Raw genomic sequence first — 25,450 nt, forward strand, 5'->3', positions numbered from 1 at the left:
GGTCGTATCCTTTTTTTATTTAGAAATTTATTGAATTATACGTGAAACTGTATAACAGTTGTGTGAGATTCAAGACGATATTATTGATCAAGCAAATCGATTTGAGCTATATAGAATAACAGGGCATGTCGCATACACAATAGTGCATCTTTTTTCACGGAACACGTGCATAATATGCACTTTATTGCGACGTTTTTTTGCAGCAAAAAACAAAAGAACATTCATGAAGAATTGGTTACAGGACAGTATATGACAACGGTGTCGAGTGCTTACGCACAGCGCTTAGTAATGACATTATTTTTAGTCTCATTTGGGATTTATTTGTTTCTAGCGACAGTCACTTATACACCTTTTGACCCGGGTTGGATGCATATCTCAAGTGATACGCAAACTGTGTCAAATGCCAGTGGTGTGGCAGGGGCGTGGCTTGCAGATTTGCTGTTTGGCTTTTTAGGCTGGGCAAGCTTACTCATTCCTGTGTATTTGTTCTTAGAAGCAATTCAGGTGTGGTGGCCGCGTAGTTTCTTGAACCGACCATTCCGTTATGCTGCGCAATTCTTCTTGCTGTTGACCACGTCAGCATTATTGTTTTTATTCTGGCAAGTGCCGGCGGATACCCTCGATAACTCATCGGGCGGGATTATTGGTTACGAACTAGGGCAAAGTTTAGAGTCTTTAATCACGGTGTATGGTGCTGTTTTATTTCTTGTTGTGCTGTGGGTGATGTTATTTACTCTGGCTTTTGGGGTGAAATGGAACAAAACTTGGAGCAGCATGAAGGCAACGCCTTCCTATCTGCAAGATTTGTTCTATCGCAATATCCCTGAAGGTGAATCTGATTTTGATCGTACTGCTGCCGCTCCCAAAAAAGAACCTTTAATTCCTGTTAAAAAAACAATTGCGACCATTACGCCTGTAGATGAGCATATTCCTGTTGAAGTGGATGCATCAGTGCGTGATCAGGTCGCAGAGCGTTTATTTGATGATATCGCGGACAAAGAATATCAAGCACAACAACGTGATGACATAGATGCAGAATATGCTAAACATGAAGCTGAAATTGAAGAAGTGATCGCTAAGGCGCATCAAGTGATTCAAAATCCAGATCGTGTTGTGCCGACGGGTGAAGTATGGCGTGCATTGCATTCAGATGAAGATTTACGCCATAAACAAGATATCGATGCTTTGCTTGCAGCTGCTGAAGAAGAACAGCATCAAAATCATACACACAGCGTATCAAATGCTCAGATTCCTGTTCAAGAAACACCTGTTGTGTCTATTGAAAGTACAAAAAAATCCACAGTCGACTGGGATGATGATGAAATCTTCGATGAATTATTGGCAGCAGTACCTCAAGGCAAGACAGCAACGGATGTACACACTCCATTTAATCATGGCGCAAATGCTGAACCTACACTTAGAATTGTAGAAGACTTACCTCAAGTTGCCGCTACTGCTTCCGTGATTGCACCTTTAGCAGCGACATCTCAGCCGATGTCGCCAAAAAACAGCGGGTTAGAGAGCGCTTTTGAAGATCTTGATGATTTACTCATTGAGGAAGCGGAAGATATTAAACCTGTTCAGACATCCAGTTATGCACAATCCTCGGCTTTCGTCCAAGCACCAATTCATCATCAAAATTTTGAATCAAAAACACCTATTCAGCCTCAAGCGACTGAACATACGGCTACAGCTACGCCATCTTTGAATCAACCGGAAAGCAAAATACCATTGTCTAAAGAAGCGTTTATTGAAGCATGGCATGAAACCGCAGGTGCGCCAAAAGACGAAGATGATTTTGACTTCGATGCACCTTTAACGGATGCCTCAGGTCGACCAATGTCACGCGCAATGCAAGTGGCAGAACGCCGTAAAGATTTATCGCCTTTACCGGGTTTAGATTTGCTCGATAAAGTCGATCCGAATAAAAAGGTCAACTTTACCGAAGAACAGCTGTCACGCTTATCTGAGTTGCTTGAAATTAAATTGCAAGAATTTAATGTGAAAGCCAAAGTGATCGAGGCGCAGCCGGGTCCTGTGGTGACACGTTTTGAACTTGATCTAGCACCGGGTGTCAAAGCGTCTAAAGTGACTAATATTTCACGTGACCTTGCTCGTTCTATGTCGATGGCATCGGTACGTGTGGTCGAAGTGATTCCGGGTAAACCTTATATCGGCATTGAAGTGCCAAACAGTACCCGTGAGATGGTACGTTTGATTGAGCTACTCACCATTCCTGCCTTTACCGATCCAAATAGCATTTTATCGATGGCGATGGGTAAAGATATTTCGGGTAATCCCGTGATTGCAGACTTAGGTAAAGCACCACATATGTTGGTCGCAGGTACCACAGGTTCAGGTAAATCGGTTGCCGTAAACTCGATGATTCTGTCGATGTTATTGAAATACACCCCTGATGAATTGCGTTTAATTCTGATTGATCCAAAACAATTGGAATTGGCAAACTATAACGATATTCCACATTTGTTAACGCCTGTTGTGACCGACATGAAAGATGCAGTCAATGCATTGAACTGGTGTGTTAATGAAATGGAACGCCGTTATAAACTCATGTCCTTCTTAAAAATTCGTAAACTCAGCGATTACAACCGTAAAGTTGAAGAAGCGATTGCCAACGGTGAAGACCTGATTGATCCGACGTGGAAGGCGAGTGATTCCGTGGTGGGTGAACGTGCACCGCGCTTAACATCATTGCCATCCATTGTAATTGTGGCGGATGAATTTGCCGACATGATCATGCAAGTGGGAAAAAAAGCCGAAGAAATGATTACCCGTTTGGCACAAAAATCACGTGCGGCTGGTATTCATCTGTTACTTGCAACACAGCGTCCATCGGTCGATGTCATCACCGGTTTGATTAAAGCCAATATTCCAACGCGTGTGGCACTTCGTGTTAACTCTAAAATTGACTCACGGACGATTTTGGATGCAGGAGGTGCAGAAGACTTACTCGGTCATGGTGATATGTTATTCCTCGGCCCGGGTAAAATTGAGCCTGAGCGTGTCCATGGTGCATTTATTGCCGATGATGAAGTCAACCGCATTTGTGACGCATGGCGTGAACGTGGTGCACCAAACTATGTCGATGAAATTCTAACCCCATTCGATGAGGAACCCACAAGTCGTGGTTTTGAGGATGGAGATGGCAGCTCTGACCGTGATGCACTGTATGATCAATGTGTATCTTTCGTGCTTGAAACCCGTAAAGCATCGACGTCGTCGTTACAGCGTAAGTTCAGTTTGGGTTATAACCGTGCTGCACGAATTATTGACCAAATGGAAGAAAATGGCATTGTGAGCAGTATGGGTGCCAATGGTAAACGCGAAATTTTAGTGTAACACTGCCAAATTTTAGTCATAAAAAAGCCTGCAATATGCAGGCTTTTTTATTTGAAAAACTTATGCAAATTTGGCTAAAACTGCTAAAAATTCCGCGCTATGACGTGGGAATGTTGCAATCACATCATGAATACGCTGACCTTCCGGATTTGTAGCATTGACATCGCGACCATCAGCAACGAATTGAGTGAGCAGACGTTCATAATCGAATGGACGCATGTGTTTATACGCATGGTACAACACATGGAAATCTGCATTCACATCGGCAGGAGGAAGCTGAGTCAGGTAGGCAAATACACGCTCATCTGACCATTCTTCGTTAAACGTTGCAGGTTGAGACAATGCCATCGCAATCTCCTTGATATAATTTTAGATATGAAAAAGGCAAAATATGAGTACGCAAGGGACGACGTTTAAAAAAACGTGGCCTAAAAAGCAAGGCTTTTCGTTTTATGGATAGATCGAAATATAATCCAACTGACGTGAAGCAGAGCTTCCCGTTTTGAGCTTGGATAAATCATACTTTAATCCACTCCACTCGAAGCATAGCTTCTCGTCTTGCGACCAGGCGAAGCAGTGCTTCGCTGATCTGGTCTCATATTTTGCCTTGAATCATGATCCTTGACCAATCAAAAATCAGATTATCGTTCTTCAGGTAAATTGATATTCATTTCAAGCATTTCGATGTTCGCTTCAGAACGCACTTGCATTTGAATGTGTTGTTCATCGACACCACGAACATAACGATTGACCACTTGCATGATTTCAGTTTTCATTTGGTCGATTTTTTCTTGGCTTAAACGACGACCTAAACCTTGTTCAGAAGCGACAATCACCTTTAGACGGTCTTTCGCTGTTTGCGCACTCGAAGGTTTATCTTCGTTACTAAAAAGCTTACTCCAGAATCCAGCCATGATTTACGCTCCAAATAGTCGTGCTAACCAACCCTTAGGTTTAACGTCTAAATGACGATAAGGGCGCTCTTCACCTAGGAAACGAGCAACAAGGTCATCATAAGCTTGACCTGCTGCAGTTTCAGTGAAATTAATCACTGGCTTACCTTCGTTCGATGCTTGTAATACGCTTGGACATTCAGGAATCACGCCCAAAGTTGGCACGCGTAAAATATCTTTAGAAATATCGTCAACCGTTAACATTTCTTGTTTGTCCGCACGTTCAGGGTTGAAACGTGTGATACATAAATGTTTACGGATGCGACCTTCATTTTGTTCGACTTTTTTGGTTTTGCTGTCGAGCATACCAATAATACGATCCGAGTCACGTACTGAAGAAATTTCAGGATTGGTCACAATGATCGCTTCATCTGCATGGTACATCGCCATGATTGCACCGCGTTCAATGCCCGCAGGTGAGTCACAGATGATGTAGTCAAATTCTTGCGATAATTCATCCATCACACGTGCAACGCCTTCGTCAGTTAAGGCATCTTTATCACGCGTTTGTGATGCAGGTAATACATAAAGATTTTCAATATCTTTATCACGGATTAATGCTTGTTGTAGACGTGCTTCATTGTTGAGTACATTTACAAAATCATAGACAACGCGACGTTCACAACCCATGATCAAATCAAGGTTACGTAAACCTACATCAAAGTCGATCACAACAGTTTTGTGACCACGTAGGGCTAAACCTGTTGCAAAAGATGCACTTGTTGTAGTTTTACCTACGCCACCTTTGCCTGATGTTACGACAACAATTTTCGCCACCGAATCCACTCCTGTTATGGTTTCAAATTCCCTGATTTAAATAGGGCTTTTGGTGTTTATTTATACATTAAAATTGTAGAGCTTCAAATACAAGCTCTTGTTGATCATTCAAATAAATATGTACGGGTTTCTTCACTACATCTTGCGGAATATCATCTGCAACACAATAGGTTCCTGAAATAGAGACCAGTTCAGCTTCTAAAGCATGACAGAAGATACGTGCAGCCGTATTGCCACCTGCACCTGCAATCACACGCCCACGTGCACTACCGTAAATATGAATATTGCCTGATGCAATGACTTCTGAACCGCTATTAATACCGGCACTGATAATAATGTCACCTTGGTTTTGCACGATGCATTGACCAGTACGCAAAATTTCATCGTGATAAGAGGTCACATGTGCAATGACAGGGGCTGCAACCGCCTCAACATTGGCTTGTACTTTCGGTTCGACTTTCAGCTCAACCACTTGTTCTTTAGTGGCTTTAATTTCTTGCAGCTGACGATCAGGTGGTAACACCGGGAATTGAATCGAACGCGCTTGGTCGCCGAGCAAACCTTCTGTTACTGCCATCGGTTGAACGTCTAGGCTAATTAACAGTTGAATCAGCGCAATCAGTTCTTGTTCAACGCTACTTTCAATGACCACCAGCGTGCCGGGTGGAAATGCTGTTGATAATTTTGGTGCAAGCTGTTGGCGGATGACATCATGATCATTTGTATCAAGGCTAATGCGAATTGCATTGACCATTCTGCCTTTAATCCGTATTTCAGCCATAGTTCTTCCTTAAATACTTCTGACCTAATTGATTTTCATGTCGAAGCAATGTTGTAAATAGTGCAAATCCTAGAGCAAATTCAGTTAATTCTCTAGCGATCGTCGTTATTTTTTTATGCGAATAGAAGCTAAAAATATGAATCTATTCAAAACCAAGAAATCCTTAGTCTGTTGAACGCTGATTTTGCTCATGTTCTTCTAAAAATTGTTTCCACTGTTTGACTTTGACTTGTTTTCGGATCGCTTCAATTGTATCAAAAACAGCCGATTCTACTAATTTATCAATATGTGGATTATGTTCAATTTGTATTTGGCTGATTTTATCTGAAATCATGGCAAATGTCGGGTTTTCTTTTGATGAAGTGGTTTGAGTAAATGGATCAATTAAGCCTTGGGTAATGTTTTCGCCTAAACGTTGTCCAATGCTCTGAATCTGTTGCTCGATGCGACTGCCGACAATAGGAATAAGACGTAACAGTTGGGTCAGTTCAGGCGTATCTTCAATGGCTTGATTCACCACTTGACCTACATTTTTCGCAATCATAAAACGCTGTGCTTGTAATTCTTTGCCTAAGGATTCTTGCAAAATATCCGCCAATGCCACAGCTAATAATTGACGATGGCTTTCCACCAATTCATCAATCAGTTGTTTATGCGTTGTACTGGTAGAAATCTCACGTTTAATGCCATCTAAAACGGTGAGTACGATACGACTGGTGAGTTCTTCCATGACCAAGTTGTAATAGAACGCTGCGCGCGCATACCAAGCTTTGGGAATGACTTGATAACCATGCGTATGCAGGTTGTAACCAATCGCCACAGCGCGTAACAGACGCAAGAAACGCAATTGCGGTAAAATGGAAAGCACTTCATACCAATGAATAAAAGGGAAGAACCACCAGCGTTGATGTTGTTTGATACTGATCGCAATGATCCAACGCACAAATAATTCAATAATTAAAAATGTGGTAAACCAGCCCTCAGTTTTAATGACCCAAGGGCGGAGTTCTGTTTTATAAAACTCTAAAACTTCAGGTAAACGGGTGAAATCAAATAACCAATGCCCAAAATCGCTGAGTAAAATGCCGTTGGCACTTAAGCACACCAAATTGATGATGATCAGCACCATCATCAAAATGTCGTAGATCAAAGCGACTTTCCAGCCCCAAGAGCCTTTTTCAAAAAACTTAGCGGTGCTTGAGCTGCTGCTTGGGTTATTTTCTTTCATGATCAAGGCTCTAAGCTTTAGATGGGGCGTTGAGCTTTTGTTTCATTTGCTCAATGAGTTGATCTTTTTCAGTCCACAGTTCATCGACCCATTTTTGGAATTTGCCACGATATTCTGCGTCATCTTCATAATTTCCGCCCAATACCCATGCTGGAATCTCGATTTTTCTTAAATTTACCGCAATACGTGGTACCTCACCCAACCAAAATTCACTATAACCTGGCACACCATCTGGATAAACAATGGTCATGTCGACTAACGCATCAATTTTATCGCCCAAAATATTCAGTGCTAAGGCAAGTCCACCTGCTTTAGGTTTCAGTAAATGCTGAAACGGAGACTTTTGTTGGGCATGCTTTTCTGGGGTAAAGCGCGTGCCTTCCAAATAATTGAGTAGGGTAAAAGGCTGACTGAGCAGCTGTTCGCAAGATTTACGCGCTTCTTCCATGTCACGATCTTTCAGTGCAGGATTCTTGGCAATCTGTTCCTTGCTGTGTCGTTTCATCATTGGGAAGCCCAAAATTTTAAAGGCTTGTCCCACGAATGGAATAAAGATTAGTTCCCATTTGGTAAAGAAACGGGTCAGTGGCATACGAGTTAAACCAAAATATTGATTAACTGTGGTATCGACCCAACTTTGATGATTACAGGTCATTAAGTAACGACCTTGCATATTTAAGTCCAACGTATCGTCAACACTAATATCCCATTGGGTGTTTTTTAAGACATTGTCAATCAACCAATTATTGACGGTAAGCCAATTGTTAGCAATTTTGATATTGGTTTGATCCACTTTGGCTGATTTTTTAAAGAGTTTGGTGAGTCCTAAAGCCAATACTGGTGGACCATGGAAAAAGGTACTACCTGTCATCACCGAGGTTACGGCAAGTCCGCGTGTAATTTTTTTTAAAGCAGGCTGTTTTTTACTTTCAGATGACATAATGAAAATGGTCCTAAACAATCAGTCGACTAAATTTAGTTATAGACTTATCAATATAGTAGCTGTTTGGCAAATATTAAAGCGCTGAGTTTAAACTATGAAGAAATTGTGATGAAGTTAACCCTTTTGGTTACACATAAACATTACAAAATGTTACTAAAAGATTTATTATTAACAAATCGTATATGGTTATCCATTGAATTATCGACCATTATTCTGACATACAACAATCACAAGTTAAGGAGGCATGCGATGCGTGCACTAGTAATTTCAGCAATTGCGGCAGGGGCTGTAGCACTCACTGGTTGTCAATCAACAGGCAACAACATCGGTGGTGTTGAGTATGATAAAGCGGCTTTAGGTACTTTAATTGGTGCAGCAGCGGGTTACGGCGTTTCTAAAGGTAATGCAAACTCAAGCCGTCAAAATAACCGTGCAGCTGCAATCGGTGCTGTACTTGGTGGCGCGACTGGCGTTTACCTTGACAATAAAGAGAAAAAATTACGCGCAGCAACAGCGGGTACTGGTGTAGACGTTAACCGTAATCCAGATGGTTCGATCAACCTTGTTATGCCAGGTGCGATCACATTTGATACAAACCAATCAAACATCAAACCAAACTTCTATGCAACATTGAACAAAGTTGCTCAAGTACTGACTGAAGATAGCCAAAGCGGTATCTTGGTATCAGGTTACACTGACAGTACTGGTAATGATTCAATCAACTTACCATTGTCTCAAGCGCGTGCTCAATCAGTAGCAAACTACCTTGCAGGTCAAGGTGTTGCACGTACACGTATTAATGCACAAGGTCTTGGTTCAGCAAACCCAATCGCAGATAACACAACTGCTGCGGGCAAAGAACAAAACCGTCGTGTTGAAATTTCAGTATACCAAGTTCAATAATTCCTGAATTTGATATCTAAAAAGACCACCTTCGGGTGGTTTTTTTGTATCTGAACAATGATACAAGGAAATCTGAATTTGGATTAGGCAAGTGGGCGTGAGATGACTATAATCACAGCCGAATCTAGAAGAGGAAGCACTATGTCACTCGCAAGTCAATTAAACGACAAGCAACTTGAAGCCATGAAATATACTCAAGGACCCTTGTTAGTACTTGCAGGCGCGGGTTCAGGTAAGACTTCAGTAATTACAAGAAAAATCGCATACTTAGTCAAGCATTGTGGTATTCCTGCGCATCGTATTACCGCGATGACCTTCACCAATAAAGCCGCACGAGAGATGAAAGAGCGTGTGACGAAACTGATGACGCGTGAAGAAGCAAAAGGGCTATCAGTCTCGACTTTCCATAACTTTGGCTTAAATTTATTACGATTAGAGCTGAAACATACACCGCTTAAAAATAATTTCTCGATTCTAGACGCTGACGATTGCAAACGTATTTTAATGGATTTAATGCATCGCGATAATTTATCGGGTGCAGAAAGCAAAGAACTCATCGCCAAAGCCATGCGCATGATTTCGGACTGGAAAAATGATTTGATTCCACCGGAACAAGCGCATACCACCTGTGAAACTGCCGAAGACGTTCAGTTTGCGCATTTGTATCAGTTATATGAGCGTAATTTACGTGCCTATAACGCGGTAGATTTTGATGACTTGATTGTCATGCCAACGCGTCTTTTACAAGAAAATGCAGAAGTCCGCGATAAATGGCAGAACCGTGTGCGTTATTTATTGGTCGATGAGTATCAAGACACCAATACCGCACAGTATATTTTAGTGAAACTGCTTGTTGGTGTGATGGGGCAGTTCACGGCAGTAGGTGATGATGACCAATCTATTTATGCATGGCGTGGTGCAAAACCTGAAAATATGGGCTTATTACAGGAAGATTTCCGTAATTTAAAAGTCATTAAACTTGAACAAAACTATCGTTCAACCAGCCGTATTTTGAAAGCAGCGAATACTGTTATTGGTAATAATCCACATTTATTTGAAAAAAAATTATGGTCAGACAAAGGGCATGGTGAAGTTATTCGCGTGATTACCTGCCGAAACGATGACGATGAAGCAGAACGCGTGGTCAAAGATTTGATTACGCATAAGCTGATGAACGGTAAGAGTTGGAAAGATTACGCCATTTTATATCGCGGTAATTTCCAAGCACGTATTTTGGAAACCCAACTGCGTCAAATGCAGATTCCGTACAAGCTCTCTGGTGGTCAGTCCTTCTTCGCACGTGCTGAAATTAAAGACATGATGGGTTATTTACGTCTGATCATTAACCCTGAAGATGACAGCGCATTCTTGCGGATTATCAATACGCCAAAACGTGCCATTGGACCTGTCACCTTAGAGAAACTGGGTTTATTTGCACAAGAAAATAATTTATCGTTGCTCGCGGCAGCAGGCGATCAGCGTCTGACGATGGTCATTCCTAAAAAAGCGACTTCGCAACTGGCAGAGTTTTTTGATTTTATCGAAAACTTTACCCGTCGTTTGCTTGAAGATGATGAACCTGTTCCAATTATTCGTCAGATGATGCTAGAAGCGGGTTATATCGATTACATCAAAGAATCAGCAGCGACACCGGCACAGGAAAAAACCAAGCTCGACAATATTGAGATCTTGTATAGCAGTATTCAAAGTTTGATTAATCGTGCTGAAGATGTCGATGAAAAGAATATTGAAAGTGTCATTCGCAAAATGGTACTGCTCGATATGCTTGAACAGCAACAGGAAGAAGAAGACACCGATAAAGTCAACTTATTGACCCTACATGCTTCAAAAGGGCTTGAGTTCCCGTATGTGTACTTAATTGGTTTGGAAGAAGAAATTCTGCCGCATAAAAACTCGATTGCAGCGGATACCGTTGAGGAAGAACGCCGTCTGATGTATGTGGGCATTACGCGTGCGCGTCAGGGTTTGACCATTACCTTAGCTGAGCAGCGTAAAGCAGGTGGTCAAATGAAACAAATGACCCCAAGCCGTTTCTTAGATGAACTGCCTGAAGATGAACTCGAATGGCTGGGTCGTAAGAAAAAGCTTGCCGGTAATATCGATCCGAAACAACAAGCACAGCATTATTTAGATAATTTACGTGCCTTAATTAAGCGCTAATTTTAGATATTTTTAGTTTATATATTCGACAGGAATGAATTGATGAAAGTCCAAGTTAAAGTTTTAGACACGCGTCTTGGTGGTGAATGGCCAATGCCAACGTATGCCACCACAGGTTCTGCAGGTTTAGACCTTCGTGCATGTGTCGCAGAAACAACTGTAATTGAACCGGGTCAAACTTTACTTGTAAAAACAGGTTTAGCAATTTACATCGAAGATCCAGCATTTGCCGGTTTGATCTTGCCACGTTCAGGTCTGGGTCATAAATATGGCATCGTACTCGGTAACTTGGTTGGTTTAATTGACTCAGATTATCAAGGTGAATTGATGGTATCGGTATGGAACCGTAGCCAAACAGCGTTTAGCCTCGAGCCAGGTGAGCGTCTCGCACAATATGTACTTGTTCCTGTGATGCAAGCACAATTTGACATTGTGAATGAGTTTGAAGCAACCGAACGTGGTGCAGGTGGTTTTGGTCATACAGGCACAAACTAAGTCATACAAAAGGCTTATGTGCAATGCATAGGCCTTTTTTATGAGCATAGAAAACACGTTTTTATGTTGCAGCTTATATTTTAAAATAATGAATCTTTCTCTTTTCATTTTTCTGGCACTTTAAATAGCCTGCTATTTTTTATACAACTTTATATTCATTTAAGTTTTTGATATTTAATAATTTTACTTAATGTTTATTGATTATTATTTTTAAATCAGATAGATATAGCGGGTCTTAAAACAATAATACATGTTTCAAGTCATGACGATTATATTGAATTGTCTAAAATTTATTCCAAATAAACATTTACTGAACACATGATGGGCGTAATGAATCAAGCTTTCCCCATGCATATTTTTCGTGCATATGATATTCGCGGTAAAGTCTCCGTTTTAAATCCGAATGTGATCACTTCGATTGCGCATGCACTTGCACAGCAATATTTGGCTGCGGGACAAACACGTGTGGCGATTGGTTATGATGCGCGATTAAGCAGTCCTGATTATGCACACACGATTCATAATGTTTTCCAGTCCTATGCTTTAGATGCAACGATCATTGGTTGCTGTTCAAGTCCAATGTTGTATTTCATTGCAAAGGCATTTGACGGTAATGGCGTCATGGTCACCGCAAGCCACAATCCTAAAGATGACAATGGTGTTAAGTGGATTATTCAAGATTTACCGCCATGCCCTGAGATGATTCAGCAGGTTGGTTTAAATGCGATTCAGTATAATCCCAAAACTTGTATTCATAATCGAGATTCTCATCAATATCACAATGACTATGCTGCATTATATGAACAAGCGCTCTGTGATGACATCCAGTTAAAACAACCTTTTCATGTGGTGATTGATGGTTTACACGGTTCGGCTGGCTATATTGCTGCTCGAATATTAAAAAAATCTGGCTGTACAGTTGATGAATTGCGTTGTTCTCCGAATGGGGAGTTCCCCGATCATGCACCTGATCCTTCGGTCGATGCACATTTACAATTACTGAGTCGAACCGTAGTCGAAAAACAAGCGGATTTAGGCATTGCCCTTGATGGTGATGGAGATCGTTTGGTGATGGTTGATGGCAAAGGACGCATCATTCGTGCCGATCAGTTGTTATGTTTATTTGCAGAAATGTGCTTATCAGACCAGCCGAATCATGAATTTGTCTTTGATGTGAAATGTTCGACCTTAGTTCGCAATACGGTACGCCATTTGGGCGGCACACCGGTCATGATTCGTACAGGAAGTTCATTCTTACGAACCTACTTATCGCAATCGAATCATCATGCCATTTTTGGTGGTGAATATGCAGGGCATTACGTTTTTAATGATCAGCGCGGTGGTGGTTATGATGACGGTCTTTATGCTGCACTGCGTATTATGGAATATTTATCTTCGATTGAAAAAAACTTAGAACAGGTTTTGTCTGTTTATCCCAATCGTTTTGGTACCGAAGATCTTTATATTTCAACTCATCATACGCTGCCAAATGAATTATTGGCTTGGGTGAAATCTCAATCTCAACATTTAAATGCACAAATCAGTGAAATTGATGGAATACGTCTTGATTTTGATGATGGTTTTGGCATTATTCGAGCATCCAATACAGGCGAGTATTTCACGTTACGTTTCGATGCAGATAGTGCTGAACGTTTAAATGAAATCCGACATGTGTTTGTTTCAATGTTGCAAGATCAATATCCGCTGATTGCACGCGATATTTTAGATGCTCAATAAGGAGAGGCGAATGCCAAATCAACAAACAGGCATCGACAAAGCACAAATTTTGACAGAAGCTTTGCCGTATATTCAACGCTTTGCGGGTAAAACCCTCGTAGTGAAATACGGCGGCAATGCCATGACGGATCCTGAGCTTGAAAGTTCATTTGCACGTGACATCGTTTTGCTCAAAACCGTTGGTTTAAATCCGATTGTGGTCCACGGTGGCGGTCCTCAAGTCGATGCAATGTTGAAACAATTGGGTCGTGAGTCAGATCGTATTGATGGTATGCGCGTGACCGATCCTGCGACCATGGAAATTGTGGAAATGGTCTTGGGCGGTAGCGTGAATAAATCTATCGTGAATCTGATTAATAAACACGGTGGTCGTGCGATTGGTTTAACGGGTAAAGATGGCAACCTCATTCGTGCGCAAAAATTGCTCATGGAAAAAACCGCGGAAGATGGGTCAATTCAAAAAATTGATTTAGGTTTAGTCGGTGAAGTGGTCGGTGTTAAAACTGACGTATTAGAGATGTTTACCAATAGCGATTTTATTCCCGTTATTGCGCCACTTGGTGTTGATGAAGAGGGTAATACCTATAACATCAATGCAGATTTGGTGGCAGGTAAAGTCGCAGAAGCATTGGGCGCAGAAAAACTCATCTTACTCACTAATATCTCAGGCGTGCTTGATGAGAACAAGCAACTGCTCACAGGCTTAACCACGCAAGATGTCGATCGCTTGATCGAAACAGGTGTGATTTATGGTGGCATGATTCCTAAAGTCGGTTGTGCACTCGATGCTGTCAAAGGTGGGGTCGTGAGCGCGCATATTGTCGATGGTCGTGTACCGCATGCAAGCTTGCTTGAAATCTTCACCGATCATGGTGTGGGAACGTTAATTACCAACCGTGTGAATCCAAATCAAAAATAATATTTATTTGTGATTATGATTGATAAGAGTCTCATCAGAGGCTCTTTTTTTATGTTTGCTTGAATCTTATTGTGTATAGAATAAAAAGCCAAGATCACTTCATTTAGATGTGACCTACGCCATTCAAAGGGCTTATTTTTTGAATGAAAGTGTTAAACGATAGAATAGTCTCGAAAAAACCGTTAAATTGAAGAGAGTTGTTTGCAAAGTAGCCTTCGAGTCATGCAAAATAAACGCACGCATCCTTTTTGTATTTGATCGAGATTATGTGCCAACTGCTTGGAATGAATTGTGCAACACCGACGGACATTACCTTTTCATTTCGTGGTTTTTCGCAACGCGCAGGAGTCACTTCAGACCACTGTGATGGTTTCGGCATTGCATTTTTTGAAGATAAAGCCTGCCGTCTATTTGTCGATAATCAATCCGCGGTTGAATCCCCGATTGCAGAACTGGTTCGTAACTATCCGATTAAATCTCGCAATGTGATTGCGCATATTCGTAAAGCGACTCAAGGCAAAATCAATTTAGAAAATTCGCATCCTTTTAGTCGTGAGCTGTGGGGGCGCCAATGGATTTTTGCGCACAATGGCGATTTACATGATTTTAATCCCCAGTTAGCAGGGCGTTTTACCCCAGTCGGCAACACGGACAGCGAATTGGCGTTTTGTTTTATCTTGGAACAATTGGTAAAGCGCTTTGGCTATGTTGAACCCAATCTCAATCAAATCTTCGATTTGTTATTAGAAATTTCACCATCTATTGCTGAACATGGCACGTTTAATTTTTGTTTATCCAATGGTCAAGCGTTGTTTAGCTATGCGATTACCAAACTGAATTGGTTGGTTCGTGAATACCCATTTAAGCCCGCCCAATTGATTGACTTAGATGTTGAAGTCGATTTTAGTGAGCTGACGACACCTGACGATCGCGTGGCGGTCATCACCACTGAGCCTTTAACACAAAATGAAGTATGGACGGCATTTCGACCCGGCGAGATGATTTTGTTCCAACATGGGCAAAATATCCGTGCTGAGATGACGCATGTCGCGCGTTTAGAACGTGAACGTTTAGATCCTTCGCTTAAACGAGTGACTAAAGCAGATCAATACTAAGCCCATATAAAGCGAGCCTAGCTCGCTTTTTTATGCTTGAAATGCGCTAAAAACTTTTATAAAAATACGCGATTAAAATTCAATTTTGGTTAATTAATAATTGATGTTTTTGGTCGGCTTTAATTTTATTTATTATAGATAACAATTGGTTATGAAATTAATGCTGAAAATTATCTAAAGTTGACTAATTTACTTCATTTTTATTTCCATCAATACCCTATATGCTTATTTTTATGTGATAAATCATTAAAATTTATAGGGGTTGTAGTGAAAATGAAGTGGATTCCAGAATACAACACTGGTATTGATGTGATTGACGATCAACATAAACGCATCCTTGATTATATTAATGAAATCGAAGGTGTGAATATGCATACCGATCGTGCTCGAGTGAAACAAATCCTTGAAAATATTATTGATTATACCCAGTCGCATTTCACCTTTGAGGAATCACTACAAGAAGAAGCCGGGTATAAATACCGTGTTCCCCATAAACGTGTGCATGATATTTTTATTAAAAAAATTGAATCGTATCGTGACCGTTTTGAGTTGGGGCAGTCGATTGAATCGGAGTTACATGAAGTCTTGTCCAAATGGCTGATTAATCATATTCAACACGATGATGCCGATTATGTCGGTGCTGTGAAAGAAAATATGATGGGCATTATTAAAGAAAAAGAAACCAAAAAAGGAAAAAATTGGTTTGCCCGTTTCTTCTCATAATCATAACTCAAAGACATAAAAATAACGAAAGCTCCAAGAAAATTTGCGCAGCAAATCACCGGTCCAGTGATTTGCTTTTTTATTTTTGATTTTCAGGGCTTCGCAAGGCAAAATAGCGCTAGATTATTATAGGACCGCATCATGCAGGACAAAGCTATGTCAAAATGGTTATCGCCGCTGATGGCATTTTGTTTATCCTTTCTTATTATTGCGACGCTCGCACCAATAACAGGTATTCAAATCGACCGTCAGCTTGATTTTTGGATCCTCTGGTTAGTGACCATGTTTATCTTAGCACTGCCCATTTGTTATTTAGAAATTGCGCTTGCGAAACGTTCAAAAACAACAGCTGTACAGGCGTTGTCTATGCTTACTCGTGATGCCGATGCGTCACAAAAATGGCGTATTGTCGGTTGGATGGGCGTGGTGTTTATTCCATTCCTGGCAGGTGCAATGCTGAATTATGCCAGCAATGTCCTTGCAGTCGCGACACCTGATATTGCAACCCATCTTTTATTTGTTGTATTGGCAGTTGTGGCATTAGCCTTATCTCTCATTCCACGTCAAATTCTCGTGTTAATCGCTGCAGTGGGGGTGATTTCCTCATTGCTATTGGCGAATGTGATGGGAACTGCATTACCAGCATGGCACGTAACCGCCATTGAATTCTCTGAGTGGGGCAGTGCGACTGTGCTTGCTTTAGTCGCAAGTGGCTTAGGGATGGGCTTGTATTGGCAATCAAGCCTTGCAGCAGTGCAACAGCAAGATCAAGCGACAAAATCTGCTTTACCAATTTGGATTGCGCAGTTTATTGCCGTTATTGCCTTCGGTTTCTTTGCAGTGAAAGCGCAAGTTTCTGCATTGGCTTTAGTGGTTGCAATGGTTGCGGCAGCAGCTTTGATGTTCAATATGGCGCGTGAGCAATTGCAACAACGTCAGCTGCATACCGTTATTCAATGGGCCATTGTCGTGATTGCGACCTTAGTGTGGGCTGTGCCAAATATCGCAACTGTTTTCAATCCACTATTATTGTTATGGGGTTTGATTATCAGTTTGATTTATGCGGTCTTTGCCGGTTGGATTATGAAAATCAGCCATTTACGTAAATCGATGAATTTCAGTTCAGAAGTGTTTTATAACTTATGGCGTGTTGCAGTGCGCGTGGTATTACCGCTGTCGATTATTGTGGCAATCATTGCGGTATTGGGACAATTGATCTAATGTCGAGTTCTGCTGTCATTTGGGTTGCTTATGCGACCCCTGAACACCAGTTTCATATTGCAGTGCCGTATGTGGAAGGCATGACTGTTTTAGATGCGATTCAGCAAAGTGAATTGACCACCAAGGTTAATTTACCTGAGCCGCTCAATGTGGGCATTTTTGGCGTACGTGCGGAGCTGAGCCAGGTGTTAACAGTGGGTGATCGTGTAGAAATTTATCGGGCATTAACCATTAATCCACTCGATATTCGCCGTAATCGTGCTCAAAAAAATCCTGTCGGGCGTTTTGGTAAGAGTAATCGTGCCAAGAACCTGCAAGGACGCATGGATAAAAACTAAGTCATGTCGTTATTTTAAGCATGCTTCAATCAATCTATGCCGAATAATAAAAAACCCCTTGAATTGAAGGGGTTTTTTATTGGAAAAAAGTTTATAGTGGTGGCGCATTTAAAATAGCTTCTTTTGAACCGGGAAGGCCGGGTTGTGATGCAGGAATAGTGTCTAAACCTTCAATACGTTCTACCGTACCTGTTGCATCAAAGAATACTTTTAAATGTTGACCCGATGCTGCTGGAATCTTGACTTTTTTAGCGTAGGTTCCTGGGGTATAATTGTAGATGTAATCCCAACGTAGCGGATTCATTGGATCGGTCACAGTTGGACTACCCAATAAGAAGCGAACTTGTTGATGGCTCATTCCGACTTGGATTTTAGCAGCCTGTGCTTGAGTTAATGGTGTTCCTTGTGGAATATCCACTTTATATACGCCCAAGGTCGAACAACCGGTGAGCAATGAAGTGACGAATAACGTCAGCATGATTTTTTGCATTTTGCTACACTATCCCAAATTAATTATGATGCATTTGATCCAAGGATAGATCATACTGCATCTAAACTTTGTTGCATATTCCAACTTTAATTTTGTTGAGAGACCTTTGTACATGCCAATTTCAAACCAAGATTTACGCAAAGCTGGACTGAAAGTTACACTACCTCGAATTAAAATATTAGAACTATTAGAAAACTCTAGACAGCATCACCTTAGCGCTGAAGACATTTACAAGACCTTACTCGATCAAGGCGAAGATGTCGGTTTAGCGACTGTGTATCGTGTGTTAACACAATTTGAAGCGGCAGGTATTATTCAACGTCATCATTTTGAAAATAATCATTCTGTTTTTGAAATTATGCAAGATGATCATCACGATCATTTGGTTTGTCAAAACTGCAACAAAGTGGTTGAATTCCATAATGATTTAATCGAGCAAGAGCAGCATACAGTTGCTAAAAGCTTTGGTTTTGAATTAACAGGTCACTCACTAAATTTGTATGGTTACTGCGATGCGCCTGAATGCCAAGAAGCATTCCGTAAAAAATAATGCAGTGCTAGCTAGACTGATGAAAAAAGGCTTCTAACGAAGCCTTTTTTTATGTTTAACGTTTAGGGTTTTTCTTAAGATTGACCATCAAAGGTGATATTTGAATTGGCATTCATGAGATGAGTGCCACCTTCTTCGGACAGTTTGATTTGCAGACGTAAATCGTTTGGCGAGTCAGCATGTTTCAATGCATCTTTGTACGTGATTTGCTTGGCTTTATAGAGATCATATAAAGCTTGGTCAAAGGTTTGCATCCCGAGTTCGCGTGAACGTTTCATAATTTCTTTAATTTCATGCACGTCACCTTTACGGATCAAGTCTGAAATTAAAGGTGAATTGATCAACACTTCAATCGCTGCACGGCGACCTGTACCATCTGGTGTTGGAATCAGTTGCTGCGCCACCATTGCTTTTAAGTTTAAGGATAAATCCATAAACAACTGGCTATGACGATCGGCTTCAAAGAAGTGAATAATACGATCAATCGCTTGGTTGGCATTGTTGGCATGCAGGGTTGCAAATACCAAGTGACCTGTTTCTGCAAAGGCAATCGCATAATCCATCGTTTCGCGTGAACGAATCTCACCAATCAAAATCACATCAGGTGCCTGACGCAAAGTATTTTTTAACGCAATTTCAAATGAATCTGTATCTATACCTACTTCACGCTGGGTGATAATACAGCCTTTATGTTGGTGTACAAACTCGATTGGATCTTCAATGGTAATGATATGACCTTTGGAATTTTCATTACGATAGCCAATGAGCGATGCCAATGAGGTTGATTTACCTGTACCCGTTGCACCTACAAAAATAATAATACCGCGCTTGGTCATCGCCAATTCTTTCAGAACAGGCGGTAACTTCAGTTCATCCATCGTCGGAATAGTGGTTTCAATACGACGTAACACCATGCCCGGTTGATCACGTTGCTGAAATGCACTCACACGAAAACGTGCGGTTTGACTGGCATTGCTAATGGCAAAGTTACACTCGCGTGTTTCTGCAAATTCACGGCGCTGCTTATCGGACATAATTGAATGAACCAATTGTGCTACCGCAGAACCCGGAAGTTTGACCGATCCAATTGGATGAATTTGACCATTAATTTTAATAGAAGGTTCAACATCGGCGGTAACAAACAAATCCGATGCTTTCTTCTCGATCATATAATCAAGTAAGCCATTAAAATCCATGTGATGACCCCAAATCTACGCTTATGCTTACAGGAATGATTCTGGCTGTTTTGCCGCAGTACGTGCCACTTGTGGGCTAATCATGCCCTTAGACACCAAGGTTTTTAAGCTTTGGTCAAGGGTGGTCATACCATAGTTGGCACCCGTTTGAATTGCAGAATACATCTGAGCAACTTTGTTTTCACGGATGAGGTTACGAATTGCAGGAATACCAATCATGATTTCATGGGCTGCCACACGACCACCGCCATTTTTCTTGAGCAGGGTTTGTGAAATGACGGCTTGTAGTGATTCAGACAACATGGCACGAACCATGTCTTTTTCTTCAGCAGGGAACACGTCAATCACACGGTCAATAGTTTTTGCGGCAGAAGTGGTATGTAGTGTACCGAAGACCAAGTGACCCGTTTCCGCAGCTGTTAGCGCCAAACGAATGGTTTCTAAGTCACGCATCTCACCGACAAGAATAATATCAGGGTCTTCACGTAGTGCTGAACGCAGTGCTTCGTTAAAGCCATGCGTATCACGGTGTACTTCACGTTGGTTGACCAAACATTTTTTTGATTGGTGTACAAACTCGATTGGATCTTCGACCGTTAAAATATGGTCATAACGGTTGTCATTAATGTAATCAATCAAAGCCGCCAGTGTGGTTGATTTACCTGAACCAGTTGGACCGGTCACTAAAACTAAGCCACGCGGGAATTCACAGATATCTTTAAAGATTTGACCTAAACCTAAATCTTCAATGGTGAGTACTTTTGATGGAATAGTACGAAATACAGCACCTGCGCCACGATTTTGGTTAAATGCGTTCACACGGAAACGAGCCACACCCGGAACTTCAAATGAAAAGTCAGTTTCTAAGTGTTCTTCGAAGTCACGACGCTGTTTATCATTCATGATGTCATAAACAAGCTTATGGACTTCTTTGTGTTCTAATACCGGTAGATTAATACGACGAACTTCACCATCGACCCGAATCATCGGTGGCATACCCGCAGATAAATGTAAGTCTGATGCGCCGTTTTTAGCAGAAAAGGCTAATAATTCTGTAATATCCATAAAGTCCCCGAGATCATTTAAATGTTATTTATTTTGATAGAATAATAAGGCTTTCCCACAGCTTAACCAACACTTTGTTGATGGGCAAGGGAAAAAAAGATCAACGAAATGAGAACCCCGTCAATGAATATGTTGCAGCAATCACGAAATCAAGTTTTAGCGCAAATTCACGCTGCTTGCGAGCAAGCACAGCGCGATAAAAACAGGGTGCAACTTTTGGCCGTATCTAAAACTCATCCGAGTGACGTTTTGTCGGAAATGTATCAAACTGGGCAACGTGCATTTGGAGAAAACTACCTGCAAGAAGCCTTAGATAAGATTGAAAAACTAAAAGATTTACAGATTGAATGGCATTTTATTGGTCACGTACAGCGTAATAAAACCAAGCACTTGGCTGAAAAGTTTTCATGGGTGCATGGAGTTGATCGTTTGATTATTGCTGAGCGTTTATCGACTCAAAGGGATGCATCACAAGCGCCACTCAATATTTGCTTACAAGTGAATATTGATGAGCAAGATACAAAAGATGGTTGCCAGCCAGCGGAAGTAGCCGAATTGGTTGCGCAAATCAGCCAACTGCCAAATTTAAAATTACGCGGATTAATGGTGATTCCTGCACCCAATAACACAGAAGCCTTCAAAGATGCCAAAGCACTATTTGATGCTGTGAAAGTTCAACATAAAAATCCTGAAGATTGGGATACCTTGAGCATGGGGATGTCAGGCGATATGGATGCAGCGATTGCCGCAGGCTCAACCATGGTGCGTGTAGGAACAGCGTTGTTTGGGGCAAGAGATTATTCACCAAAGTAAGAAGATAAATCCTCCCTAGCCCTCCTTTATTAAAGGAGGGAATGTGCCATTTGAGCTTAACCTATTACCTCGATGGTACTTGCACCTGCACCTACAGGCTTGACCTGAATCTGTACCGGAATCCGTTCATGCATTTCTTGAACATGTGAAATGAGCACGACTTTACGCCCTTGGCTTTGCAAATGATCTAGTGCATTCATGACCATATGCAAGGATGCAGGGTCGAGTGTGCCGAAGCCTTCATCAATAAACAGCGATTCAAGCTTCATTGAACCCGATGCCATATTGGCAATCGCCAGTGCTAAAGCCAAAGAAACAAGGAAAGTTTCACCGCCTGAGAGTGACAGGACAGGACGGATTTCGCTGTTCATATCGAGGTCAATAATGGCTAAGCTTAAACTGTTCGGAATACGGTGCAATTGATAACGTGGTGCAAGTGGTTGTAGTTGTTGGTTGGCATATTCCACCAGAATATCCAAATGATGCTCTTGCGCGATTTTTTGGAATTTAGTGCCTTCTTTATGCCCAATCAAGTCATAGATCCGACCCCAACGGTATTCCTCAGCTTTAACTTGTTCAATTTGAGTTTGATATTTCGCATAAGTGGCTTGATTACTGGCATTTATCCGCAGTTTGGCATCAAGCTCATTAAAGGCATCTTGTTGAGTGGTTTTTTCAAGATGGATGTCACTCAGCTTTTGCTCAATGAGCTCAAATTCATGCTCGGGTTGTCGCTTTAAATGTGCTTGATATTGTTCCTCTAAGAGCTGCCATGCAGTTTTAGCATTTTCTAAAATTTGTTTTTGATTCATTAAATCCTGACGGAGTTGTTGATGTTGAGCTAAATTGATCGCTAACCACTGTTCAATCATCGATTGGGTGACGTGTGGATGGGTCAATTGCCAAGACTGAATCGCTTGTTCCGCTTGATGAAGCTGTTGTTCTAGTTCATGCAAGCGAGTGATAAATTCTTGCACTTTTAAATTGGCTTGATGTAATTCGGCATCTGCCTGTTGTACTTTTTGACGTTGTTGCTCAAGTGCCTGTGCTAAGGCTGCATGTTCCTGATCGAGATCCGTTTGCCAATCTAGCGCGATACGATAGGTTTTGCCTGCATAGTGTTCGGTCAGTTCTGCCAGTTGATGACGTAAATCTTTGCCTTGTTGAATCAATTGCTGCAATTTTTGATCTAAATCTGCATAGTTTTGCTGTTCAAGTTGAAGCTGATATTGGCTTTTTTCGAGCGACTGTTGATGTGTATTTAAATCATGTTCAATATTTTTTTGTTCTGTTAAATACTGAATACGCTGCGCTAACTGTTGCTTCACTTGATGTAGCCATGTCATGGGCGGCACGGTCTGATATTGGCTCGGCAATCGCTCAACAACGGGCGAGATCAGCTGTTCAAGCTGTTCGCGCTGCTGTTGTAATAATTGCAGTTGATGTCGTTGCTGCTGTGATTCACGCCATTGATTTAAGTGTTGTTGCAAATGTTGTTCTTGTTCTAGAGCGGCTTGGATTTGGCTATTTAACTGAGCATGATAGCGATGAATATCTGTTGCTAAAACAGATAAATCCTGATGATTAACATCAATCGCAAAGTGCTTGATCTGTCCAATCAACTCATTTTTTTGACGTGTTAAATCCGCTGTCTGTGAATTGAAACGTTGCTGCTGTTGTTCAAGCACCGCGTGTTGTTTTGAGGTTTCAATATTTTCTTGCTGTTTCTGTTCAAGCAAATGCTCAAGCTTTTGTTTGGCCTGTTGTAATTGCTGTTCTTGCAGTTGTTGCAAGCCTTGTTCAAGCAATTCATGACCCGTTATAAAAGGATGGTCAAGGCTGCCACAGACCATACACGGCTCATCGGTTTTGAGCTGCGCCCTTAATTCTTGCACGCTTTGGGTATGTAAAAGACGTTGCTCTATGAGCACAGTTTCAAGTTGTGTAAACGCTTTTTGTTCAGCTTCAAGTTGCTGCTGTAATTGTCGTTCAGCATGTTGTCGCTGTTGTAATTGCTGCTCTTGAGCCAGAATCTCGGTTTGCAGCTTTTTATTGTCTTTTGATTGTTGCACAAGTTGTTGTAGACGTTGCTGTATATGCTCAATTTTGACTTGAGTCGATTGTTGCTGTTGGCGTTGTTGTTGAACCGTACTGAGTTGCTGTTCTAAATGCGCTAAAGACTGATATTGTTCAGTCAATTGGGTAATTTGATTGCAATACTCCTGCGAGCGTTGCTGAATCTCATTCAAGGGCAGCTGGAGCATCTCGGCATTGTCTTGCTCAAGCTGTTGATACTGTATTGCATAGTCATTTAAACGCTGCAAAATGCTTTGAGGTTCTTGATCAAAACTGCTGAATGCCTGAGTTTCATTGAGTTGTTGAGTCAGCTGCTGTTGTTTGGAACGAATGTGATTTAGATTCAATTGCTGCTGTTGAATATTTTGTTCTAAAGGTTGTAAACGATCCCGCTGAAAGTTGATTTGTTCAGCATTTAACTTTTTATACTGTTCAGAAACGGTATTGATTTCATGGTCAAGTTTAAGCCCGAGTTCTAAATGCGGTTTAAGTACTTCTCGGTGCTCTGAAAATTGTTGCAGTTTGTGTTGTAGCGCATTGAATTGGCTTTGTTCACTCGCGACTTGTGTTTTAAGCGCTTCAAATGCTTGGCTAAATTGGCTTTGCTGTTGTTGAATCTGTACTTTTTGCGGGGCTAATTTCGCATGTTGCACAAATTGCTCACGAATGGATTGGAACGTATCAAGTTGTTCTAACAAGATTTGTTGTGGTGCTGATTTTGTGACAGCATCAAGCTGAACGTCATACACTTCTTTTTTTGCATGTACATCGGCATACATTTTATGCCGATCCAGATGCCATTTTCTTTCATTTTCAAGCAGCTTTTCTGACTGCTGTAAATTCTGTAAGGTTAATCCGAATTGTTTTTGTTGTTGAATTAACTGCTCGATGTTGTCTGGAGATAAAATTTCAATATGCCCAATCAGGTTTTCAAGTTCAGCACGTTGCTGTTTGACCTGACTGTATTTTTCTGCGGCTTTGATACTGACCAAACTAAAAATATGCGAGTTAGTTAAATACTCGAGCAAGTCTGCACGTTCGTTGTCTTTGGCTTTTAAAAAAGCGCCGACTTCAGATTGAGCAAGCAGCACTGCACGAGTGAATTGTTCGAAACTCAAACCAATCAATTTTTCGATGATCGGTGTCGCTTCAGAAATTTTTTGATTCAATACACGTTGATCATCCAGACAGGTGATGGCACGTTCGACTTTTAAATTACCATCTACTTTGTTGCGTGCGCGGCGAATCTCCCAACGGGCTTGGTAACGCTTACCATCAAGGGCGATAAATTCAAGCTCAGCAAAACCCGATGTGGTGCCACGACGCAGAATATTTTTAGAATCTTTAATTGAAATATCTTGTCCACCGGTATCTTTTAAACTTCCTGCGGCACCTTTCAGGCGTGGTACTTCGTTATACAGCGCTAAGCACATCGCATCGAGTAAAGTCGATTTACCTGCGCCCGTTTTACCTGTAATCGCAATTAAACCTGCATGAGCAAGCGGTTGATGGTCAAAATGAATATGATGTGTGCCTGCCAAAGATGCCAAATTATTTAAACTAAGTCGTAAAATTTTCATGGCAAA

The 25,450-nt window shown here is 41.3% G+C and carries 22 protein-coding genes; 12 read left to right on the plus strand and 10 right to left on the minus strand.

The window, feature by feature from the left end:
* Positions 1–249 precede the first annotated feature (249 nt).
* A complete protein-coding gene (locus GFH30_RS03075) occupies positions 250–3,360 on the plus strand; it encodes a DNA translocase FtsK (RefSeq protein ID WP_153370846.1) in 3,111 nt (1,036 codons plus the stop codon).
* A 60-nt stretch (positions 3,361–3,420) separates the two neighbouring features.
* Here the strand turns inward: GFH30_RS03075 and GFH30_RS03080 are convergent, their stop codons facing one another.
* From GFH30_RS03080 to GFH30_RS03105, 6 genes are all read right to left on the minus strand, one after another.
* Positions 3,421–3,708 carry a PA4642 family protein gene (locus GFH30_RS03080; RefSeq protein ID WP_153370847.1) on the minus strand — a complete coding sequence of 96 codons (288 nt, stop codon included), beginning with the start codon at positions 3,706–3,708 and terminating at the stop codon, positions 3,421–3,423.
* Between the two features lie 293 nt (positions 3,709–4,001).
* Positions 4,002–4,274 carry a cell division topological specificity factor MinE gene (gene minE / locus GFH30_RS03085; protein ID WP_153370848.1) on the minus strand — a complete coding sequence of 91 codons (273 nt, stop codon included), beginning with the start codon at positions 4,272–4,274 and terminating at the stop codon, positions 4,002–4,004.
* A 3-nt stretch (positions 4,275–4,277) separates the two neighbouring features.
* Positions 4,278–5,090, minus strand: a complete 813-nt coding sequence (gene minD / locus GFH30_RS03090) for a septum site-determining protein MinD (RefSeq protein WP_153370849.1) — start codon at positions 5,088–5,090, stop codon at positions 4,278–4,280.
* Positions 5,091–5,157: 67 nt separating this feature from the next.
* Positions 5,158–5,871, minus strand: a complete 714-nt coding sequence (gene minC, locus GFH30_RS03095) for a septum site-determining protein MinC (RefSeq protein ID WP_153370850.1) — start codon at positions 5,869–5,871, stop codon at positions 5,158–5,160.
* A 163-nt stretch (positions 5,872–6,034) separates the two neighbouring features.
* Positions 6,035–7,099 (minus strand): preprotein translocase subunit SecA, encoded by a 1,065-nt coding sequence (locus GFH30_RS03100; protein WP_153370851.1) that lies wholly within the window; start codon positions 7,097–7,099, stop codon positions 6,035–6,037.
* Between the two features lie 10 nt (positions 7,100–7,109).
* Positions 7,110–8,039, minus strand: coding sequence for an acyltransferase (locus GFH30_RS03105; RefSeq protein ID WP_153370852.1), 930 nt, complete (start codon positions 8,037–8,039; stop codon positions 7,110–7,112).
* 252 nt (positions 8,040–8,291) lie between these two features.
* Between GFH30_RS03105 and GFH30_RS03110 the strand changes: the two genes are divergently transcribed.
* The 9 genes from GFH30_RS03110 to GFH30_RS03150 all read left to right on the plus strand — a co-directional run bounded on the left by GFH30_RS03110 (position 8,292) and on the right by GFH30_RS03150 (position 17,674).
* Positions 8,292–8,945 (plus strand): OmpA family protein, encoded by a 654-nt coding sequence (locus GFH30_RS03110; RefSeq protein ID WP_153370853.1) that lies wholly within the window; start codon positions 8,292–8,294, stop codon positions 8,943–8,945.
* Positions 8,946–9,086: 141 nt separating this feature from the next.
* Positions 9,087–11,126, plus strand: a complete 2,040-nt coding sequence (locus tag GFH30_RS03115; protein ID WP_153370854.1) for a UvrD-helicase domain-containing protein — start codon at positions 9,087–9,089, stop codon at positions 11,124–11,126.
* A gap of 42 nt (positions 11,127–11,168) precedes the next feature.
* Positions 11,169–11,621 (plus strand): dUTP diphosphatase, encoded by a 453-nt coding sequence (gene dut, locus GFH30_RS03120; RefSeq protein ID WP_153370855.1) that lies wholly within the window; start codon positions 11,169–11,171, stop codon positions 11,619–11,621.
* A gap of 321 nt (positions 11,622–11,942) precedes the next feature.
* Positions 11,943–13,358, plus strand: coding sequence for a phosphomannomutase/phosphoglucomutase (locus GFH30_RS03125; RefSeq protein WP_153370856.1), 1,416 nt, complete (start codon positions 11,943–11,945; stop codon positions 13,356–13,358).
* 10 nt (positions 13,359–13,368) lie between these two features.
* On the plus strand, positions 13,369–14,277 hold the full coding sequence (argB, locus tag GFH30_RS03130) for an acetylglutamate kinase (protein WP_153370857.1): 909 nt from the start codon (positions 13,369–13,371) through the stop codon (positions 14,275–14,277).
* A gap of 266 nt (positions 14,278–14,543) precedes the next feature.
* Positions 14,544–15,392, plus strand: a complete 849-nt coding sequence (locus tag GFH30_RS03135; RefSeq protein ID WP_153370858.1) for a class II glutamine amidotransferase — start codon at positions 14,544–14,546, stop codon at positions 15,390–15,392.
* A gap of 267 nt (positions 15,393–15,659) precedes the next feature.
* On the plus strand, positions 15,660–16,115 hold the full coding sequence (locus GFH30_RS03140) for a bacteriohemerythrin (protein WP_153370859.1): 456 nt from the start codon (positions 15,660–15,662) through the stop codon (positions 16,113–16,115).
* A gap of 141 nt (positions 16,116–16,256) precedes the next feature.
* A complete protein-coding gene (locus tag GFH30_RS03145; protein ID WP_153370860.1) occupies positions 16,257–17,336 on the plus strand; it encodes a hypothetical protein in 1,080 nt (359 codons plus the stop codon).
* Positions 17,336–17,674 carry an RnfH family protein gene (locus GFH30_RS03150; protein WP_153370861.1) on the plus strand — a complete coding sequence of 113 codons (339 nt, stop codon included), beginning with the start codon at positions 17,336–17,338 and terminating at the stop codon, positions 17,672–17,674. The genes GFH30_RS03145 and GFH30_RS03150 overlap by 1 nt, the downstream gene beginning before the upstream one ends.
* A gap of 91 nt (positions 17,675–17,765) precedes the next feature.
* Here the strand turns inward: GFH30_RS03150 and GFH30_RS03155 are convergent, their stop codons facing one another.
* Positions 17,766–18,164: an outer membrane protein assembly factor BamE gene (locus GFH30_RS03155; protein WP_153370862.1), complete on the minus strand. Its 399-nt coding sequence runs from the start codon at positions 18,162–18,164 to the stop codon at positions 17,766–17,768.
* 112 nt (positions 18,165–18,276) lie between these two features.
* Here GFH30_RS03155 and fur point away from each other — a divergent pair, with 112 nt between their 5' ends.
* Complete coding sequence (fur, locus tag GFH30_RS03160; RefSeq protein ID WP_153370863.1) at positions 18,277–18,714, plus strand: ferric iron uptake transcriptional regulator; 438 nt, start codon at positions 18,277–18,279, stop codon at positions 18,712–18,714.
* 74 nt (positions 18,715–18,788) lie between these two features.
* Here the strand turns inward: fur and GFH30_RS03165 are convergent, their stop codons facing one another.
* Both GFH30_RS03165 and GFH30_RS03170 read right to left on the minus strand, forming a co-directional pair.
* On the minus strand, positions 18,789–19,910 hold the full coding sequence (locus tag GFH30_RS03165; protein WP_153370864.1) for a PilT/PilU family type 4a pilus ATPase: 1,122 nt from the start codon (positions 19,908–19,910) through the stop codon (positions 18,789–18,791).
* Positions 19,911–19,937: 27 nt separating this feature from the next.
* A complete protein-coding gene (locus GFH30_RS03170; RefSeq protein WP_153370865.1) occupies positions 19,938–20,975 on the minus strand; it encodes a type IV pilus twitching motility protein PilT in 1,038 nt (345 codons plus the stop codon).
* A 123-nt stretch (positions 20,976–21,098) separates the two neighbouring features.
* Here GFH30_RS03170 and GFH30_RS03175 point away from each other — a divergent pair, with 123 nt between their 5' ends.
* Entirely contained in the window at positions 21,099–21,788 is a 690-nt protein-coding gene (locus GFH30_RS03175; protein ID WP_153370866.1) for a YggS family pyridoxal phosphate-dependent enzyme, read from the plus strand.
* Positions 21,789–21,844: 56 nt separating this feature from the next.
* Here the strand turns inward: GFH30_RS03175 and GFH30_RS03180 are convergent, their stop codons facing one another.
* The gene (locus GFH30_RS03180; protein ID WP_153370867.1) at positions 21,845–25,444 is read right to left on the minus strand and encodes an AAA family ATPase; all 3,600 of its coding nucleotides are present in this window, start codon (positions 25,442–25,444) and stop codon (positions 21,845–21,847) included.
* Positions 25,445–25,450: the final 6 nt, after the last annotated feature.

The organism is Acinetobacter wanghuae (assembly GCF_009557235.1).
Classification (GTDB): domain Bacteria; phylum Pseudomonadota; class Gammaproteobacteria; order Pseudomonadales; family Moraxellaceae; genus Acinetobacter; species Acinetobacter wanghuae.

Coding starts and splice junctions, on each gene's coding strand:
- GFH30_RS03075 (WP_153370846.1), top strand. CDS start 250: ATGACAACGGTGTCGAGTGCTTACGCACAGCGCTTAGTAATGACATTA.
- GFH30_RS03080 (WP_153370847.1), bottom strand. CDS start 3,708: ATGGCATTGTCTCAACCTGCAACGTTTAACGAAGAATGGTCAGATGAG.
- minE (WP_153370848.1), bottom strand. CDS start 4,274: ATGGCTGGATTCTGGAGTAAGCTTTTTAGTAACGAAGATAAACCTTCG.
- minC (WP_153370850.1), bottom strand. CDS start 5,871: ATGGCTGAAATACGGATTAAAGGCAGAATGGTCAATGCAATTCGCATT.
- GFH30_RS03100 (WP_153370851.1), bottom strand. CDS start 7,099: ATGAAAGAAAATAACCCAAGCAGCAGCTCAAGCACCGCTAAGTTTTTT.
- GFH30_RS03105 (WP_153370852.1), bottom strand. CDS start 8,039: ATGTCATCTGAAAGTAAAAAACAGCCTGCTTTAAAAAAAATTACACGC.
- GFH30_RS03110 (WP_153370853.1), top strand. CDS start 8,292: ATGCGTGCACTAGTAATTTCAGCAATTGCGGCAGGGGCTGTAGCACTC.
- GFH30_RS03115 (WP_153370854.1), top strand. CDS start 9,087: ATGTCACTCGCAAGTCAATTAAACGACAAGCAACTTGAAGCCATGAAA.
- dut (WP_153370855.1), top strand. CDS start 11,169: ATGAAAGTCCAAGTTAAAGTTTTAGACACGCGTCTTGGTGGTGAATGG.
- GFH30_RS03125 (WP_153370856.1), top strand. CDS start 11,943: ATGGGCGTAATGAATCAAGCTTTCCCCATGCATATTTTTCGTGCATAT.
- argB (WP_153370857.1), top strand. CDS start 13,369: ATGCCAAATCAACAAACAGGCATCGACAAAGCACAAATTTTGACAGAA.
- GFH30_RS03135 (WP_153370858.1), top strand. CDS start 14,544: ATGTGCCAACTGCTTGGAATGAATTGTGCAACACCGACGGACATTACC.
- GFH30_RS03145 (WP_153370860.1), top strand. CDS start 16,257: ATGCAGGACAAAGCTATGTCAAAATGGTTATCGCCGCTGATGGCATTT.
- GFH30_RS03150 (WP_153370861.1), top strand. CDS start 17,336: ATGTCGAGTTCTGCTGTCATTTGGGTTGCTTATGCGACCCCTGAACAC.
- GFH30_RS03155 (WP_153370862.1), bottom strand. CDS start 18,164: ATGCAAAAAATCATGCTGACGTTATTCGTCACTTCATTGCTCACCGGT.
- fur (WP_153370863.1), top strand. CDS start 18,277: ATGCCAATTTCAAACCAAGATTTACGCAAAGCTGGACTGAAAGTTACA.
- GFH30_RS03165 (WP_153370864.1), bottom strand. CDS start 19,910: ATGGATTTTAATGGCTTACTTGATTATATGATCGAGAAGAAAGCATCG.
- GFH30_RS03170 (WP_153370865.1), bottom strand. CDS start 20,975: ATGGATATTACAGAATTATTAGCCTTTTCTGCTAAAAACGGCGCATCA.
- GFH30_RS03175 (WP_153370866.1), top strand. CDS start 21,099: ATGAATATGTTGCAGCAATCACGAAATCAAGTTTTAGCGCAAATTCAC.
- GFH30_RS03180 (WP_153370867.1), bottom strand. CDS start 25,444: ATGAAAATTTTACGACTTAGTTTAAATAATTTGGCATCTTTGGCAGGC.